Genomic DNA, 17,155 nt, shown 5'->3' with positions numbered 1-17,155 from the left:
TCTCGGTACCCATGGCAGCAAATAACCATAACTAGTTAAAGCATATAAGATAAAATAAAAAACCGCCCCAAAGGCGGTTTTTTTACTTCCTCCACTCTCACGAAAAGAGTGTGGTCTGCATATAACTAATAATTACCTGCCAAATATGATTGGTGCTCAATGCTACTAGTTGTAAGCTCTAGCAATCTTCCCTTCTCCCGTTAACCAATAAGATGAAATACTACAAGGAATAAATACACTTTCACCTGCTTTCATACTCAGGTTAACATCTCCAGAACATATCTTCACTTCACCTTCAATACAGAACAAGATTTCAGCACTGCGAGTATGCAACTCTCTAACGGGGTTCCCCACATTAAGAACATCAAAAGCGAAGTCATCCACCGGCACTGGAAATCTCAAGCGCCCTTCAGCAGATATTGGGGTAAGCTTCAACTGCTCTAATGGGATAGATTCGAAAGAGGTATTTGAAACAAGTTCATCAACATCAATATGTTTAGGCGTTAAGCCCGCACGAAGAACATTATCTGAACTTGCCATAATCTCAAGCGCGGTGCCTTTCACGTATGCATGAGGTGTTTCAGCGTGAAGAAACATTGCTTCACCAGGCTCAAGCTCTACAATATTTAAAATTAATGGCGCCAATATACCAATATCATCACTATAATATTCTACAAAACTTTGACTATAGCCAATCGCCTGCTGAAGCATTACAGACATATTTGAGCGTTCAAAAACCTCTTTAAACTCATTCAGAATTGCTAATTTTTCTGCACCTGATAACACCATAAGAGTAGTAAAAAAGCGCTTTAGCCCATCTTTACTTGGTTCCGTTTTAAGAGCCTCAAGCTCAAATTCAAGAGAAGGAAGAGCAACCTCATCAAATAACGAAATAATATGTCGAATTGGCCTAAAACCATTCATTGCTTTGTATTTAGTTATTGCATATACCAACTCGGGCTTATGATTGGGGTCTTTATAGTTTCGATTGCTCGCATCAAGTTCAACACCTTTCTTAGTTTCTAATTCAAAGCCGCGCTCAGAATTCGCTTTATTTGGGTGTACTTGTATCGACAGTGGTGTGTGTGCAGCAAGCACCTTAAATAAAAAGGGAAGCTGACCATATCGCTGTGCTGTATGCCTCCCCAAAACTTCATGTGCGTTTTTGCTAATATAGTCCGAAAGCAATTCCCCTAACGGTTCAAGCTCAGAGCAGCCGTTTGGATGAGCCCCCATCCAAAGCTCAGCTTGTGGCTGATCATCTACATTGTCAAAACCAAACAGATCAGCCATGGATGTTTTACTACCCCAAGCATAATTCTGTATACGATTTTTAAGCTTAAATATCGCCATTAAACGTTACCACTTATCCATATCAAGGTTTTGAATGGCATTTAACACTTGTCTTACAATCTGTTGTGCCTCTTCTACAGTTGATGACTCTGCATAACAACGGAGTTCAGGTGCGTTACCAGAAGGACGAAGGTGAAGGATATCATTCGAACTTAATGTCATACGAAGGCCGTCTGTTGTATCTACGTTAAGAACCGTCAAATATTTAAACCCCAGAGCATGAATCAAGTTTTCTTCTTGTCCAGCAGCTCTGGCAAGAATAGCTTTACTCCTATCTGTCGCAAACTTTTGAATGCGATCGCTACTCGTAAAACGAGGTTCAAGCTCACCAAGCAATGAGGATATTTCCCCCTCCTGAGCGGCCCAAAGTAGCATAAGTGCAGGAAGGACAGCATCACGCGTAGGTAGAGCCTTTAAAACTTGATCATTTATCTTTATATCACTCCCAAGCAAGAATCCCCCGTTCGCTTCAAAGCCTGCAATTGCTTTGTAAACTTCTGAAAGTTTTGAGAACGCTTCAATTACATACGGGGAACCAATTTTAGTTCGAGTAACTTTTTTAAATGACTCGGAGGAATCAATTACAGTATTACAGCTTACTGGTAGCGCTAACGCTTCGATATTCATGGCTTCCGCACAGAGCAAGCCTAAAATATCCCCCCTTAACCATTCTCCATTTTCATCAGCGACTAGCGGTCTGTCGCCATCGCCATCCGTAGAGAAGATAAAGTCTAGATTGTACTGTTGGGACCATTGACGAGCTTTCTCTTTATCGACTTCTGCTACCGCTTCGGTATCAATTGGGATAAATTCATCCGTACGTTCAAGAGAAATAACCTCCGCACCTAACTCCTGAAACAAGATTGAATATAAATCACGCCCTGCACTAGAGTGCTCGTAGATACCAATGCGTTTTCCGTTCAGGAAACTAGAAGCGAACAGTTTTGTATAGCGCTTGATATACTGTGTTTGAGCTCTAGACGAGACTTGTAACTTCTCCAAAGTCGGTGGTTCAAATTCGAATTTCGCGTTCAGAATCACTTGTTCATTGGCTTTTGTAATTTCGCCATCAGGTCGATAGAATTTAATTCCATTGCGGTCAAACGGAATATGACTTCCGGTGATCATGATACAAGGGATATTATCTTGCATTGCAGAGTATGCTAACGCAGGAGTAGGAAGAACCCCATAGTAGATAGCTTCATACCCCATGGTTCTGATAGCTGAAACAGTTGCCTGTGCCATTGCCAAGCTGCTTGGACGATTATCAATAGCAACAGCGACTCTTTGAAAGCTATAAGTACCTTCAAGACTACCAATAAACGCATGACTAAAAGCAGCGCACACTTCTGGCGTGAATTGCTCAACGAGCCCCCGAGCCCCACTTGTTCCAAACTGAATGCCAGAATCTGAGATCACTTGTGATGTAATTAGCATAATAAGACCTTAAATTAGTTAGTAACCCTCACCCTGGCGGGGTGTTCTTACGATATCATCTTCACCTAAATAGCTACCTGATCTGACCTCAATAATTTCCAAAGGTAACTTCCCTGGGTTCTCAAAACAGTGCTCTTCACCAACAGGTATATAAATCGATTCATTTTCGGTGATAACGTACTCATCGCTACCTCTATATACTTTAGCTGTCCCAGACACGACAACCCAGTGCTCTGAACGGTGATAGTGTAATTGCATAGCCGTCTTCTCACCCGGTTTTACAATAACTTTTTTTACATGATAGCGATTGCCTCCGGCAATATATTCGTGCTTACCCCAAGGGCGATATACTTCGCGATGATGTAAGAATTCGGTTCGTTCTTTGGCCTTTAAGTTTGACACTATGTTCTTGACGTTTTGAACCTCATCTCGATGTGCTACTAATAATGCATCTTTAGTATCAACAACAACGAGATCATTTACACCGACAGTCGCAACTAATCGATGTGGTGAGTTAATGTAACAATTGTGGGTGTTATCAGTTAATACGTCACCTTTTACAACGTTGCCATTGCAATCTTTATCACTGACTTCCCAAAGTGATGACCATGCTCCAACATCGCTCCAACCAACATCCATCGGACAAACGACAGCATCGTTCGTTTTTTCCATTACAGCGTAATCAATAGACTCGTCAGGGCATTTAGCAAATACCTCTTCATCCAAACGAATGAAATCAAGGTCAAAGTTAGCTCCTGAGTAAGCTTTTTTTACGACAGCCAAAATATCCGGACGAAACTTCTCAAGCTCTTCTAAATAACGAGAGGCAGTGAACATGAACATTCCACTGTTCCAGTAGTATCCGCCGTCTTTTAAATATTGTTCAGCTACAACGCGGCTCGGCTTCTCAACAAAGGTATCAACAGAGTAAAGACCACTCTCATCGATCTCATGACCTCCTCGGATATAGCCATAGCCAGTTTCAGGTTTGGTAGGAACTATACCAAAAGTTACGAGCTTCCCACTCTCGGCTAGCGGTTTCGCGATTGACAGTGTTTCTCTAAATGATTGCTCATTTTTTATCAAATGATCGGCTGCCAATACCAATAATATCGGGTTTTGCTCGTTTTCGAGTGCTCTCAAAGCAGCCAAAGCGACTGCAGGCGCCGTGTTACGTCCAAAGGGTTCTAAGATTATCCCAGAGTGCTTAATGTTATTGGAACGCAATTGCTCAGCCACTAAAAAGCGATGTGCTTCGTTACAGATTAACGACACTGGACCATGTTCAAGCCCACCCAATCGAAGGATAGTATCTTGCAACATTGTGGTTTCGTTTGTCAGTGGCAAAAACTGCTTCGGATAATGAGTGCGAGACATCGGCCACAATCGCGAACCTGAACCCCCAGCTAAAATAACGGGTAAAATATTGCTCATATAAAAAGCCTCTCAATCCAGGAGTTAATACTGTATTTTTTGCGAAGTTCACTCTCGATTGGAGAGTAAGGTGCATTGACGAAAGAATTAATTTCTTCTGAAGAAGTTTCATCATCCACATACAATATATTACTCGGATGATAAAAGTCATAAGATAATATTTGACTGTTCGTCGTAACTATTTTCTTTCCTGCGCCTAGCATCTCAATAGTTCTCATCGTTAGGCCGATTTGAGATGGATGACTAATATCTATAATTGTATTAGTTTTCTCGATTAAATCTAACACTTTATCTCTACTCATTGACGAGAAAGAGACATCGGATAAATTCAAGCCTTGCAACTCACCTTTCATATATTTCTTAAAAAGAAAAACCATATAACTAGGGCAGTAAAAAAATAAAAATTTGTTATCGAAATGTTTTACGATATTAGAAACAGACTCAAATCGCTCTGAATGAGCCGTTCCAATAAAGGTAAGATCGTACTTAACTTCTTTATTACTCAAATTCTCATATTCATTAACATAAAAAAGAGGCAAAAAAGCCACATTATGTTCTTTAGCATCACTTGGGTCAAATGTGAAAAATGAAGATGATACTTCTATATATTTGTTTGAGTAAGGTTTGTTGTTAAAAGAGTCCCACATGTAAGTGATAATTTTAATTTTTGGATTATTTTTCTTGGCTCTTTTTAAAACTTCGACAGGTACAGTTTCGGGGTTGACCAACAGTATATAGTCTAATTCACTTGCCTTATTTACAAGATTTTCGCTATAAAATCTATCAATATAGGGACTAACTAACCGATGGAAACCTAAACGAACAAGGCCTCTACCTAAAGTACTTGTAAAGACACGCTCATCATACAGAAAAACCTTTGCACCACTTTCTTCTAACGTATCTTTTATATCATTATCATAACCAAAGAAAGCAGGGCAAAAGAGTGCTATTTTCTTATCTTTGAGATTTAAGTCTAACATCAAACTCTTTCCCATGACTCAGTTTCGAAGTTATATTTTTTAATAAGTTTTGCTGGGTTACCAGCATATATGGAATTACTTTCTAAACTCTTAGAAACTACAGAGTTAGCTCCGACTATAACATTTTCTCCTATAGTGACTCCAGGCAAAACTACTACACCTTCTCCTAGCCAGACATTGCTTTCAATAATTACAGGAGATGAAGATAAAACTCGCTTTGCAGCCAACTCGGATGGATGCGATTGATAACACCCAGAATAAGAGCCATGATTAAGATCAGAAACAAACACTCTACTAGCAATCAGAACATTATCTTTAATAGTTACATTTTCACATGCGACTATATGAACATTGTCGTTTATCTGGCAATTATGACCGATTTTTAGAACTTTTTCGTGGTTTGTAGAGTATGCTTCAATACGACAATACCGGCCAGTAGACAAGTTTTCAGAAAAGGATATATTTTTTTTACCTCTAACTTCAAAAGGAAATCGTATAATCTTCTGTTCGTTGTAAAGAATTTTTGTTAGCAGCCAACAAAATGACAAGTAGATCGTGTTAATAATTCCATTTTTAAAAATCATTTCTTAAATTTCACCAGATAAAAACGTCGAACAAACTTCAAAATAGAAAAAAAAGAAGCAGCTAGATAAGTCAACAATGAAATGTCAAGTTTAGAATATGCATACTTTAAATTATTCAATTCCCCTTTTTCCATTTCTTTTATATTAGCAGACAACCCAGATTCGCCAAATCCAGATTTTTCCCCACCATCATAAATGACTAACTGCTTGTTTATATGAATCATTTTCCCATACTTTGACAAATTGTAGTAAAACTGACCCTCTTCTGCATATTTTTGATTCTCATTGAAACAACCAAAGTCTAAAGCTATAGATCTTTTAGTCATTACAGTAGAAGTCTGAAAGTAGTTCTTAAACAACAAGTCTGTAAGAGTAACTTCATTAACATCTTGAGCTTTCTTTAGTGAGATACGTTGTACACTCTTATCAAAGTGATTTCCCCCAACCAATACAACATCATCTCTGAGTATATAATTGATTTGACTTTCTAACTTCTCATTGGTCCACTCATCATCACTGTCAAGAAAAGCCAATATCTCATTTTTCGCATTTAAAATACCAAAGTTTCGAGCTGAAGAAGCACCGCCGTTTATTTTACTTAAAACTCTAATATTTTTATCGCTATTATCAACAGCAAAGTCACTAATCACATTGAGTGAATTATCTTTCGAACCATCATCTACAATAATAATCTCATCGACGTCAATGGTCTGGTTTAGTACCGACTGTACCGCTCTTATTATGACAGATTCGGCATTGTACATCGGTATAACTACAGATATTTTTTTATTCACAGATACCTTTCCACATTTTTATTATATTTGACTCTACATACTTTAAAGCAGTAGTTCTTGCATTATTGCTAACTTTTTGACAAGTTTCTGGGTTTTCAAATAATTCCTTGTAACAATCAGATAACCCATAAATGTCGTTGGCCTTGACTAAATAACCATTCACTCCATGCTGTATGAGTTCACTAGGTCCAGTGGGGCAATCGTAACTAATGACTACACATCCGCTTGCCATAGCTTCCAATATTACCATCGAAAAGCTTTCTCTAAGTGAAGTTACAAAGAAAAATTTCGTATTATTAAGTTCTTTATAAATATTTTTCGTTGTGCCGGCTTGAATAAGCTCTGGAACCATACCATTTGATATCAGTATATCACTTAATTTTTTACTCTCTGGGCCGTCCCCATATAATTTAAAAGATTGTTTTTCTCTCAGAGGCTCTATAGTTGACAAGAATTGATAATAGTGATCATATTGTTTAATAGGCACAAGTCGACCAGCAGCTGCGCAATCGATAATGCGATCACTATGTTTTAAGGTATGTTCTGGGTAATACCCTAAAACGTTTGGAATAATATAAACATTTGAAAAATGTTTTTTATATAAGTTGCTATCAGTTTCAGTCAAAGCAATAATCTTATCCACACCACGATAAAAGATGCGACGTAATAGCCTAGTTGATATACGATGCGCAAAATAATCAGCGTGCTGACATGCATATAACTTAAAATCACTTTTTAACACACTTCGAATAAGGCTTAGTTTAATACTAAACCTATCATACATTGATAAAACGATGGTGTCGGGTTCTAAAGATTTAGAAAAGCGGAATAGTTTCCTATTTTCATCTTTACCACTCAGAACTTTAATATACGAAGAATCACTTTTACCATGAATAGAAATTATTTCGACATTAGAAAGAGATTTATCTTTTTTAAACATATCAATCATATTGAAAGCAACTCGCTCAATACCTCCAATATCATTAATATTGAGAACTAGTATTTTTATTTTCATTTTAAAACCAAATTTTAATCATTAAAGCTAACATTGAGAATCAACATCAAAAAACCACGTTTTTATAATCAGCATATAAATCTGGGTAAAAAGCAAGAGCTGAGTTTAACTGCCTTAAACATAAGACAAAGATAATGAATATTAGAAAAATACGATGAGCTTTACTTTTCGATGTTGCAACTATTAAAGACACAATAACTATCTCTGATATTCTAAAGTAGACACTAGCTCTCATGAATGCAGCATTAATTGGACCAACAACCGCATCAAAGATCACAGAAAAAAAGTACAAGTTATAGAAAACATTACATAATTCTTTTTTTACCTTACTCAACACCTGTTGGTAATATAAATCAAAAAAGAGTAGTATAATAATTTTCTTAAGCATTGACGTTATACTAAAATTATCAAAAATTACACTTTGATATGTCGTCAACTTGTCAACCACATATGTAACACCAATAAGCGAAAATATTTTTATTGCAATTGCTATCAGCGCTGGCGCTAGATATGAACCAAAAACCACACATCCCACTAGAATGAAGTATCGTCTTTTGGCTGATACATAATCAATAGTAAAAAAATATGCTACGATATAGATGATTGCTGAAATATGAAAAAGGGAAGCTAATAAAATGCACGAAATAAAACCAAATTTATTCCTATCTATGATAAAAGCATTGCTAAGAAACACTATTCCAATTGCTATTATTTGGCGATTCCCTCCCATAAAAGAAAGCATATAGTTTGCAACAAAAAACATTATTGCAACGATAGCATAATCTACTCTTGAAAATAAAAAATACGATATAAAGAAAATAGAAACTAAAGTAACAAAAAATAGAAAGTATGAGTATTCCAGGTTATTGGTATAGAATATCTTTTCCAAGAACACATAACCTAATTCAAACTGCTCACCTTGAACAACATTGTAATGGTTTAAATAAACATCCCAATCAGAACCAACCTCCCACCTAAAGCCAATAAATACCGAAAGCATTAGTCCGACAAACAATAAAAATATTAATTGAATTTTTTTATCATTATGGTGTGCCACATCAATATTAGCAAGAAAATAGACTAACGTAAGGACGAGAAAATATATCATGATAATTGGCTAATCTTTCTTATATAATAATCATTAGATAGCTCGGACTTAACCTGTTGCAAGTTTGAGACTATTTCTAATATCCCCTGCTTATCATTGGCAATTTTGTCCATAACTACAGCCATCTCACTTATATCGTTACAGAGGTAACCTAACTGACCATATTTTTTAAAATAACTTTCTAGCATATTAGTTCTAATTGCTATTATTGGCTTCTCTAGTGAAATACAATCAGAGAAAACACCACTAGGCGTTAGTTCGTAGTTACTGTTATTCTCATTAAAAAATAGAACGCAATCAATTGATGCTACATTCTTCATAAATTCATCAAAAGGTATCAAGCTATCTTTCAAAAGCCCCTTACACTGGTGTTGGACCTTTTCATTGCGGTCATATGAAAATGTACCATCGGACACACCGACCGTAATTAAACTGTTTGATTTATAAAAGTCATTTGACAGAAGAGTAGATAGAGCATAAATTTCCTCACTACTTTTATTGACTGACTGTACCCCAAAAGTACCAAAAACCAATCCATCATAGTTACTCTTTGATATCTCATATTTGCTTTGAATTGGATGTTCTATATGAACAAAATTATCACCTTTGTATAGCTTTTTTAAGTTATCGTAAATGTATGCATTAATAGCTATAAACTTTACTTTGGACTTTAAACTAAAAGCTAGGCTTATAAATCTTGCTCCCAGTTTTTGACCACGACCGTTTGCTTTTTTCAAGTAGCCAAGCTCACCATGCATGAAAATATTAATTTTCATTCCAAATAGCTTAGATACAATAGACAAGATTATGTATTGTAACGGTGTTGATGAAAGAAATGTATAAGTGCTCCCCTTTCCGCTAGTGAATAATATTTTAGCAAGAAGTATATTAGATGCGAACCAAAGATAAAACTTTGTTGCCTTAACATCTATAAGCTTTACATTATTTTGGTCTTTAACGCACTCGGCAGAAGATGCATTTTTATCCAAAAAAAATATAGCACCACCTAACAAGTCAAAATATTTCACAATTTCAGAATTAAAGACGTGATGTTCATTATTGCGTCTGATTAAATCAACTATAATATTCACTATTTTAACCTCAATAAAGATGTTACTGGTTCTAATCCCCTAATGTTCAACTCTCGAAATACTAATAAAGGCCACTTCCAGTTATTGTATAGGATTTGTAATATTAATTGAGATAAAACCACTCCCCACAAACCATAAAAGTATGCAAAAACAATAGAACAAAATGAAATCAACACACCAGTTATAAATAGAGGCCACATAAATATGATCTCATTTTTCGTGGTTAGAAATGCCGTGCATAGCGAATGATTCATCTCTAAAAAAGCAGCAACCAAGAAAACAAACAACATAGCACTAGGGAGAAGCTGCGTATTTTTAGATACAAAAGCTAGTAAGTGTGGCCCTATGGTGAGAAGCGCAATGGCAAAGATAAGAAATAATAACCATGATAGACCGAGTGAGCGACAAAAAGCTCGCTTTATCCCTTCAATATTGCCCTTTACTTGCTCAGAGTTCATATAAGGAAGCTGGAGCCCAAAATACATAGATGCCACTATGACAGCAATGGATGTAATCTGTAAGGTAAACCCATACATAGCAGCAGCTTCTAAGCTAATAATAGACGATACTATTAATACGCTTGCCCTAACTGTAAGGAAGTTACCTAACTGTACAACCCCCATGAGCTTTGCATTTTTCCATATAACGCGAGTGTAACCTTTGGTACACTTTAATTTAAATGCCTCGATCGTCTCATATGCACGACTATCAAAAACACTCAACCTCACTAAAATCCGGTCAACGACAGCACTACATAACATTCCAATAGACAGTGATAGCAATCCGTAACCCAAGTACAGCAAAGGGATCGCGCATGCAATATTGGTTAGTTTCGAAAAGACAATCACTTTATTCAACTGTGTTTGGTCTCCCCTTCCCTTCAATAAAGCATTATAGTATCCAAAATAAAATAAGATAACTGTAGCTGAACCATACACTAGCCAAGAAAAGTACAGAAGAACTCTATCACCAGAGTAATCTAGTGTTGAAAGGTAATAAGTCCCTCCGACTGAAATTATAGCAAATGAAATCATCGAGACGAATAGATATATATTCCTTGATGCAGATATGATGTTTGATAGCAGTTGCACATTCACACTATCTTTATTAATCTCCTCAGGGATATACTTGTCTGATATTTCATCCGCACCAGAGAAAACATAAGAAATATATCTGGAAATAGTAGGTAAGAATCCAAACTCGAGCAGTTGAATTAACCCAATAAAGGTTATAAACACATACCAAACCCCAACATCTTCTTGATTTAGAAAATATAGGATAAAAGGTAATAGCATTAGACTAGATGCCATGTTCAATGCTTGTGACAAGTACCCCCAAATAACATCTTTTTTTTCTACTCTATACTTCATTTGGTTGTAACTTCTTTTTAAAATCTTCAATAAGAAGTTTTAAATCATCTAGTACATACCTAGGTTTGTAATCAATAAGTGAAACTAAGGTGGAAATATCCGTTTCAGGAAAGAGCTCCTGTCCCTTTTGGCCTTCATTCAACCAGTTAATTTCAGTATCGATATTGTCGGTTAATACCTCTGAAATTTCATTTGCAGTAATGTTTCTTCCGTATGCAATATTAACTATACTCGGTGTAACGTCTAACTTGAGTAAGGATAATGTACCAGAAACTACATCATTCACTGATACATAATCTTTAGCGTAAGACTTTGCAATGTACATGTCGATTTTGCCATCATTTATTGCATTTCTAATTATAGAAGGTAGAAATAAGTTACTATTGATAGCTAAGCCGTATACGTTACTTGGCCTTACTATTAGACAGTCCCGGTTACTTTTCAAACACAACTCTTCAGCTGTCAGTTTAGTCAGGTTAAACAATCTTCGACTATCTTCTTCACAAATTTTTAAGTCACTGTTCTCACTTGCATCACTTTGGTTCATATATACTCTTGTCGAAGATACATAGACAAGTTTGCTAAATTGTGCCTTCTTTAATAGAGAGCTAAGTAAGACCACGTTTGCGTCTAGAACATTAAATGGGTCCTTATTACAATCACCATAACCAGCACTGTATATGACAGTTCCTAGATCACTGTTGTAAATACTTCCATCGTCTCTTTCTGGTACATTAACATCATGACCTTGCTGTTTAAGTTCGTTTACAAATGCAGAGCCAATGAACCCTCTTCCACCAAAAACTGTGAACTTTTCCATCATACCCACCCTAGTCTAATTCTATCTTCAATTTCGCTCAGTAGTGGCTGAACTCGATCCTTCTCGGACAGCTGTGGCTCAAGAAGAGGCCATTCAATTTTTAGTTCTGGATCATTCCATAGTAAGCCGCTCTCATCACTTGGATCATAATAGTCTGTACACTTATATTGGAAGTCAGCAGATTCACTTAATACACAAAAACCATGAGCGAAGCCTGGAGGTACATAAAATTGAAGCTTATTGTCACCGGTTAGAATTACTGCCTCATGCTGACCAAACGTCTCTGAATTTGGACGTAAATCAACAGCAACATCAAAGACCTCCCCATGCGTTACACTAACTAACTTGCCTTGTGGCTTCGACTTCTGGAAATGTAAACCTCTTAACACACCGTGAGTGGATCTAGAACGGTTATCCTGCACAAAACGTTCTTTAATCCCAGCATTAAAATACCTTTCTTCTTGAAAAGTTTCTAAAAAGAAGCCCCTATTGTCACCAAAGACTGTTGGCTCAATAATTATACAACCCTGCAACTTAGTTTTTGTGACTTTCATTATCGGTTCACCTTTAGGGATTCTCTTAAAGTTCGATTGTTAATCAGAGAGATCAAGTACTGGCCATAGCTATTTTTCAGCATCGGCTGAGCAAGGCGAATGATATCTTCATCAGACAGCCACCCATTAGCCCAAGCAATTTCTTCTAGACAAGCAACCTTTAAACCTTGAACATTTTCCAATGTTTCAACAAAGGAAGAAGCCTCATGAAGACTTTCATGTGTCCCTGAATCTAACCATGCAAACCCACGACCCAGTAACTCCACACTCAATGAAGCGTCATCAAGATACATCTGGTTAATAGACGTTATTTCCAACTCGCCACGTTCTGATGGCTGAACTTGTTTTGCAAAGTCAACAACTCGGTTGTCATAAAAATACAACCCAGTCACTGCCCAATTTGATTTTGGTTGTAGCGGCTTCTCTTCAATGCTTAGAGCTTTGTAATCACCATCAAACTCCACAACGCCAAAGCGCTCTGGATCTTTTACATGATAACCAAAGACAGTCGCACCTCTTTCTCGCATGGTCGCATTTTTTAATGTTCGACTAAATGACTGCCCATAGAATATATTATCCCCTAACACTAGACAGACATTATCATCACCGATGAATTCTTCACCAATAATAAAGGCTTGAGCTAAACCGTCTGGTGAAGCTTGAACTGCATACTCTAAGTTAATGCCAAAATCCGCCCCATCTCCAAGTAAACGCTTAAAAGCAGCTTGATCTTCAGGAGTGGTAATAATCAAAATATCACGAATACCCGCCAGCATAAGGGTCGAAATAGGATAAAACACCATCGGTTTATCGTAAACGGGAAGTAGCTGTTTAGAAACACCACGAGTAAGTGGATATAAACGAGTGCCTGAACCACCAGCTAATACAATACCTTTCATAAATTACTCCACACCTAAACGTTCACGTTGATAACTGCCATCTTGGACGTTTTTACACCAAGTGGCATTGTTTAAATACCATTGCACAGTTTTACGAAGCCCCGTTTCAAAAGTCTCCTCCGGTGTCCAACCTAATTCTTGTTGCATCTTCGATGAGTCGATAGCGTAGCGGCGATCGTGACCAGGGCGGTCTTGTACATACGTTATCTGTTCAGCGTATTTAGTATCTTTCGGAACTAACGTATCAAGGATGTCACAAATAGTATTAACAACTTCGATATTCTGCTTTTCATTGTGACCACCAATGTTATAGGTCTCGCCGACTTTGCCCTCAGTCACTACTTTGTAAAGAGCTTTAGCATGATCTTCAACGAACAACCAGTCACGAATTTGGTCACCTTTACCGTAAATCGGAAGTTCTTTCCCTTCCAAAGCATTAAGGATAACCAGTGGGATCAATTTTTCAGGGAAATGATACGGACCGTAGTTATTTGAGCAGTTAGTGACAATTGTTGGTAAACCATAAGTACGCAGCCATGCGCGAACTAAGTGGTCACTTGATGCTTTTGAAGCAGAGTAAGGACTAGATGGTTCGTAAGAGGTCGTCTCCAAGAACATTGGTAGCTCGGTTCCCTCAGGGACTTCGTCTGGGTGGGGAAGGTCACCGTACACTTCATCGGTAGAGATATGATGGAAGCGAAACTCTGCTTTCGCTTGATCTTCAAGTTTATTCCAGTACTCGCGCGTCGCTTCCAACAACGTATATGTTCCAACTACGTTCGTTTCAATAAATGCAGCAGGACCAGTGATAGAACGGTCAACATGCGACTCAGCAGCCAAGTGCATTACAGCATCCGGTTTATGCTCAGCAAAAACACGATCAAGTTCTGAACGATTACAAATATCTACTTGCTCGAATGTATAACGCTCATTTGAATCAACATCGACAAGTGACTCTAAGTTACCCGCATAAGTCAACTTATCAACGTTTATCACGCTGTTAGATGTGTTACTGATAATATGACGAATAACTGCAGAACCAATAAAACCAGCCCCACCGGTGACTAATATCTTCACAAAAACTCCTAAGACAAAACCTTTATAATCAAAAACTTAACACGATATAGCAATCCCCACTAGGCATGCTACCGCCCTTTGGTAACAAAGCGGTAACCACACTACGCATTCAGATTTAAAAATGTAAATGTTGCTATTATCTATGTATCAGAAATTATAATCAAAAAAATCGTAGCGTTTACTATCGGGTTTGTTCAAAGATTGAGAACTCTGTGTACACTCAACTCCAAATCTCGCTATACTCCCAATCTATAATTTTTCGCCCAATAACGAATAAGAGTTCAAGACATGCAAGAGTTAGTTCCATTTGTTCAAGAGAATATGATTTTAGCCATCGTATGGATCGGCTTGGTTGTTGCCATCATTGCGAACGTAATCAAAACATCAAACGCAGCCTACAAAGAGATCACAGCGGCGCAAACCACGCAACTGATTAACCGTGAAAACGGCGTTGTGGTTGATATTCGTACTAAAGATGAGTTCAAAAAGGGCCATATTACTGACGCACTTCACATTTTGCCGTCAGACATCAAATCAAATAACCTAGGTAGCCTTGAAAGCCGTAAAGCAGACCCAATCATCGTAGTATGCAAGACAGGTCAAACCGCTCAAGAAAGCGCTAACTTACTGGTTAAAGCAGGCTTCGAAAACGTAAGCGTGCTGAAAAGTGGCCTAGTGGCTTGGAGCGAAGCTAATCTACCTTTAGTAAAAGGTAAAAAGTAAGCTGACCTAATAAACTAACTTTCGGGTTTTGTTCGACAAATATGACGAACCAAGCCCAATTTAAATTTTTAAGGACAAGAAAATGGCTGAAGCAGCACAACAAGACGCACAACAAAACTTCGCAATCCAACGTATCTTTCTAAAAGACGTATCTTTCGAAGCGCCAAACTCTCCAGACATGTTTCAAAAAGAGTGGAACCCAGATGTAAAACTGGATCTAGACACTCAGAGCCGTGAACTTGGCCAAGGTGTTTACGAAGTAATCCTACGTCTAACGGTCACTGTTAAGAACGCAGATGACACAGCATTCCTTTGTGAAGTTCAGCAAGGTGGTATCTTCTCTGCAAGCGAAATGGAAGCAGGCCAACTAGCACATTGCCTAGGCGCATTCTGCCCGAACATCCTATTCCCATACGCTCGTGAAACAATCTCTAGCCTAGTGGTTAAAGGTACGTTCCCACAACTGAATCTAGCACCTGTAAACTTCGATGCTTTGTTCATGAACTACCTACAGAACCAAGCTCAGCAAGCTGAAGGCGAGCAGGCTTAAGCCTTAAAGTAGAACTTAATTCTAACGATTCAATCGTTAGTTAGCTTTTAAATGCACATCGTAACTTCTGCGATGTGCATTTTTTCTTTACACTGTACTAAGATAGAGCCTTCTAATTTAGTAGAAAGCTTGTCCAAAACTCTTCGATTTCCCTCATTATTTTTAGGTGGAAGCATGACAGATACAACTCGCCCGATTAACACGACAAACGCTTACGGCAAAGAGATCGCCATGACAGTCATTGGCGCTGGTTCTTACGGAACCTCTTTAGCTATTTCTCTAGCGCGTAACGGTGCAAACGTTGTTCTTTGGGGACATGACCCTATCCACATGGCGCGCCTTGAGTCAGAGCGCGCAAATAATGAGTTTCTTCCTAATATCGACTTTCCAGAAAGCCTGATCATCGAATCAGACCTTGAGAAAGCAGTAACAGCCAGTCGTGACCTCCTAGTCGTTGTCCCTAGTCACGTGTTTGGCATCGTCTTAAATAGCCTGAAGCCTCATTTATCTGATAACTCTCGTATCTGCTGGGCAACGAAAGGTCTAGAACCTGAAACAGGCCGACTACTTAAAGATGTCGCGCACGATGTGCTTGGTGACGATTACTCTCTAGCGGTTCTATCTGGCCCTACTTTCGCCAAAGAACTTGCGATGGGTATGCCGACAGCAATTTCAGTCGCGTCACCAGATGAGACCTTCTTAGAAGAGCTTCAAGAAAAGATTCACTGTGGCAAAACATTCCGCGTATACGCAAACTCAGATTTCATTGGTATGCAGCTTGGTGGTGCGGTTAAAAACGTTATCGCGATTGGTGCTGGCATGTCGGATGGTATCGGCTTCGGTGCTAATGCGCGTACAGCGTTAATTACCCGTGGTTTAGCAGAGATGAGCCGACTGGGTGCTGCTCTTGGTGCACAACCAGAGACCTTTATGGGTATGGCGGGACTTGGCGACCTAGTACTGACATGTACTGACAATCAATCGCGTAACCGTCGCTTTGGTTTAGCGTTAGGTTCCGGTAAAGATGTTGATACCGCCCAAGAAGAAATTGGTCAGGTAGTAGAAGGTTATCGCAACACTAAAGAAGTTTGGTTACTATCAGAACGCATGGGCGTTGAGATGCCAATTGTTGAACAAATTTATCAAGTGTTGTATCAAGGAAAAGACGCACACTTAGCTGCGCAAGATCTACTAGCTCGAGATAAGAAGTCAGAAAGATAAAGAAGCAGATACGAGATTCGGGTAAACGAGATGCGAAGAGAATAAAAGCAGATAAGAGATACGGGTAATCGAGATGCGAACTACCCAAAGAAAGATCTCCAACTCGCTTGTTCCTCAATTCTAGAGTCTCATTTGCTCTAATTGG

General features: G+C 38.2%; 17 protein-coding genes. 3 read left to right on the top strand and 14 right to left on the bottom strand.

Annotated features, from left to right (window positions below; all coding sequences use genetic code 11):
- Positions 1–165: 165 nt before the first annotated feature.
- Genes manA through rfbB form a run of 14 tightly spaced genes read right to left on the bottom strand, consistent with a single transcriptional unit; the run spans position 166 to position 14,516 of the window.
- Positions 166–1,353, bottom strand: coding sequence for a mannose-6-phosphate isomerase, class I (manA, locus tag F0232_RS12265; RefSeq protein ID WP_105057778.1), 1,188 nt, complete (start codon positions 1,351–1,353; stop codon positions 166–168).
- 6 nt (positions 1,354–1,359) lie between these two features.
- A complete protein-coding gene (locus F0232_RS12260; protein WP_105057777.1) occupies positions 1,360–2,790 on the bottom strand; it encodes a phosphomannomutase in 1,431 nt (476 codons plus the stop codon).
- 18 nt (positions 2,791–2,808) lie between these two features.
- Positions 2,809–4,224, bottom strand: a complete 1,416-nt coding sequence (locus F0232_RS12255; RefSeq protein ID WP_105057776.1) for a mannose-1-phosphate guanylyltransferase/mannose-6-phosphate isomerase — start codon at positions 4,222–4,224, stop codon at positions 2,809–2,811.
- A complete protein-coding gene (locus tag F0232_RS12250; RefSeq protein ID WP_105057775.1) occupies positions 4,221–5,204 on the bottom strand; it encodes a lipopolysaccharide biosynthesis protein in 984 nt (327 codons plus the stop codon). The genes F0232_RS12255 and F0232_RS12250 overlap by 4 nt, the downstream gene beginning before the upstream one ends.
- Entirely contained in the window at positions 5,204–5,788 is a 585-nt protein-coding gene (locus F0232_RS25190; RefSeq protein WP_105057774.1) for a DapH/DapD/GlmU-related protein, read from the bottom strand. Before F0232_RS25190 ends, F0232_RS12250 begins: the two co-directional genes overlap by 1 nt.
- The gene (locus tag F0232_RS12240; RefSeq protein ID WP_105057773.1) at positions 5,785–6,582 is read right to left on the bottom strand and encodes a glycosyltransferase family 2 protein; all 798 of its coding nucleotides are present in this window, start codon (positions 6,580–6,582) and stop codon (positions 5,785–5,787) included. The genes F0232_RS25190 and F0232_RS12240 overlap by 4 nt, the downstream gene beginning before the upstream one ends.
- Entirely contained in the window at positions 6,575–7,597 is a 1,023-nt protein-coding gene (locus F0232_RS12235) for a glycosyltransferase (RefSeq protein WP_105057772.1), read from the bottom strand. The genes F0232_RS12240 and F0232_RS12235 overlap by 8 nt, the downstream gene beginning before the upstream one ends.
- A 46-nt stretch (positions 7,598–7,643) precedes the next feature.
- Complete coding sequence (locus tag F0232_RS12230; RefSeq protein WP_171750798.1) at positions 7,644–8,654, bottom strand: EpsG family protein; 1,011 nt, start codon at positions 8,652–8,654, stop codon at positions 7,644–7,646.
- Between the two features lie 47 nt (positions 8,655–8,701).
- Positions 8,702–9,796, bottom strand: a complete 1,095-nt coding sequence (locus F0232_RS12225) for a hypothetical protein (RefSeq protein WP_105057770.1) — start codon at positions 9,794–9,796, stop codon at positions 8,702–8,704.
- The gene (wzx, locus tag F0232_RS12220) at positions 9,796–11,166 is read right to left on the bottom strand and encodes an O-unit flippase-like protein (RefSeq protein WP_105057769.1); all 1,371 of its coding nucleotides are present in this window, start codon (positions 11,164–11,166) and stop codon (positions 9,796–9,798) included. The genes F0232_RS12225 and wzx overlap by 1 nt, the downstream gene beginning before the upstream one ends.
- The gene (locus tag F0232_RS12215; protein ID WP_105057768.1) at positions 11,156–11,986 is read right to left on the bottom strand and encodes an NAD(P)-dependent oxidoreductase; all 831 of its coding nucleotides are present in this window, start codon (positions 11,984–11,986) and stop codon (positions 11,156–11,158) included. The genes wzx and F0232_RS12215 overlap by 11 nt, the downstream gene beginning before the upstream one ends.
- Positions 11,986–12,540: a dTDP-4-dehydrorhamnose 3,5-epimerase gene (gene rfbC / locus F0232_RS12210; protein WP_105057767.1), complete on the bottom strand. Its 555-nt coding sequence runs from the start codon at positions 12,538–12,540 to the stop codon at positions 11,986–11,988. Before rfbC ends, F0232_RS12215 begins: the two co-directional genes overlap by 1 nt.
- Entirely contained in the window at positions 12,540–13,439 is a 900-nt protein-coding gene (gene rfbA / locus F0232_RS12205; RefSeq protein ID WP_105057766.1) for a glucose-1-phosphate thymidylyltransferase RfbA, read from the bottom strand. Before rfbA ends, rfbC begins: the two co-directional genes overlap by 1 nt.
- A gap of 3 nt (positions 13,440–13,442) precedes the next feature.
- Positions 13,443–14,516, bottom strand: a complete 1,074-nt coding sequence (gene rfbB / locus F0232_RS12200; protein ID WP_105057765.1) for a dTDP-glucose 4,6-dehydratase — start codon at positions 14,514–14,516, stop codon at positions 13,443–13,445.
- A 288-nt stretch (positions 14,517–14,804) separates the two neighbouring features.
- Between rfbB and F0232_RS12195 the strand changes: the two genes are divergently transcribed.
- The 3 genes from F0232_RS12195 (at position 14,805) to gpsA (ending at position 17,010) form a co-directional block, all read left to right on the top strand.
- The gene (locus F0232_RS12195) at positions 14,805–15,239 is read left to right on the top strand and encodes a rhodanese-like domain-containing protein (RefSeq protein WP_004741402.1); all 435 of its coding nucleotides are present in this window, start codon (positions 14,805–14,807) and stop codon (positions 15,237–15,239) included.
- An 82-nt stretch (positions 15,240–15,321) separates the two neighbouring features.
- On the top strand, positions 15,322–15,789 hold the full coding sequence (gene secB, locus F0232_RS12190; protein WP_004741403.1) for a protein-export chaperone SecB: 468 nt from the start codon (positions 15,322–15,324) through the stop codon (positions 15,787–15,789).
- Between the two features lie 174 nt (positions 15,790–15,963).
- Positions 15,964–17,010, top strand: coding sequence for an NAD(P)H-dependent glycerol-3-phosphate dehydrogenase (gpsA, locus tag F0232_RS12185; protein ID WP_105057764.1), 1,047 nt, complete (start codon positions 15,964–15,966; stop codon positions 17,008–17,010).
- Positions 17,011–17,155: the final 145 nt, after the last annotated feature.

Origin of the sequence: Vibrio sp. T3Y01 (assembly GCF_013114525.1) — a bacterium.
Classification (GTDB): domain Bacteria; phylum Pseudomonadota; class Gammaproteobacteria; order Enterobacterales; family Vibrionaceae; genus Vibrio; species Vibrio chagasii_B.
The sequence above is the reverse complement of the archived record's forward strand: the minus strand, read 5'-3'. Positions and strand labels throughout refer to the sequence as shown.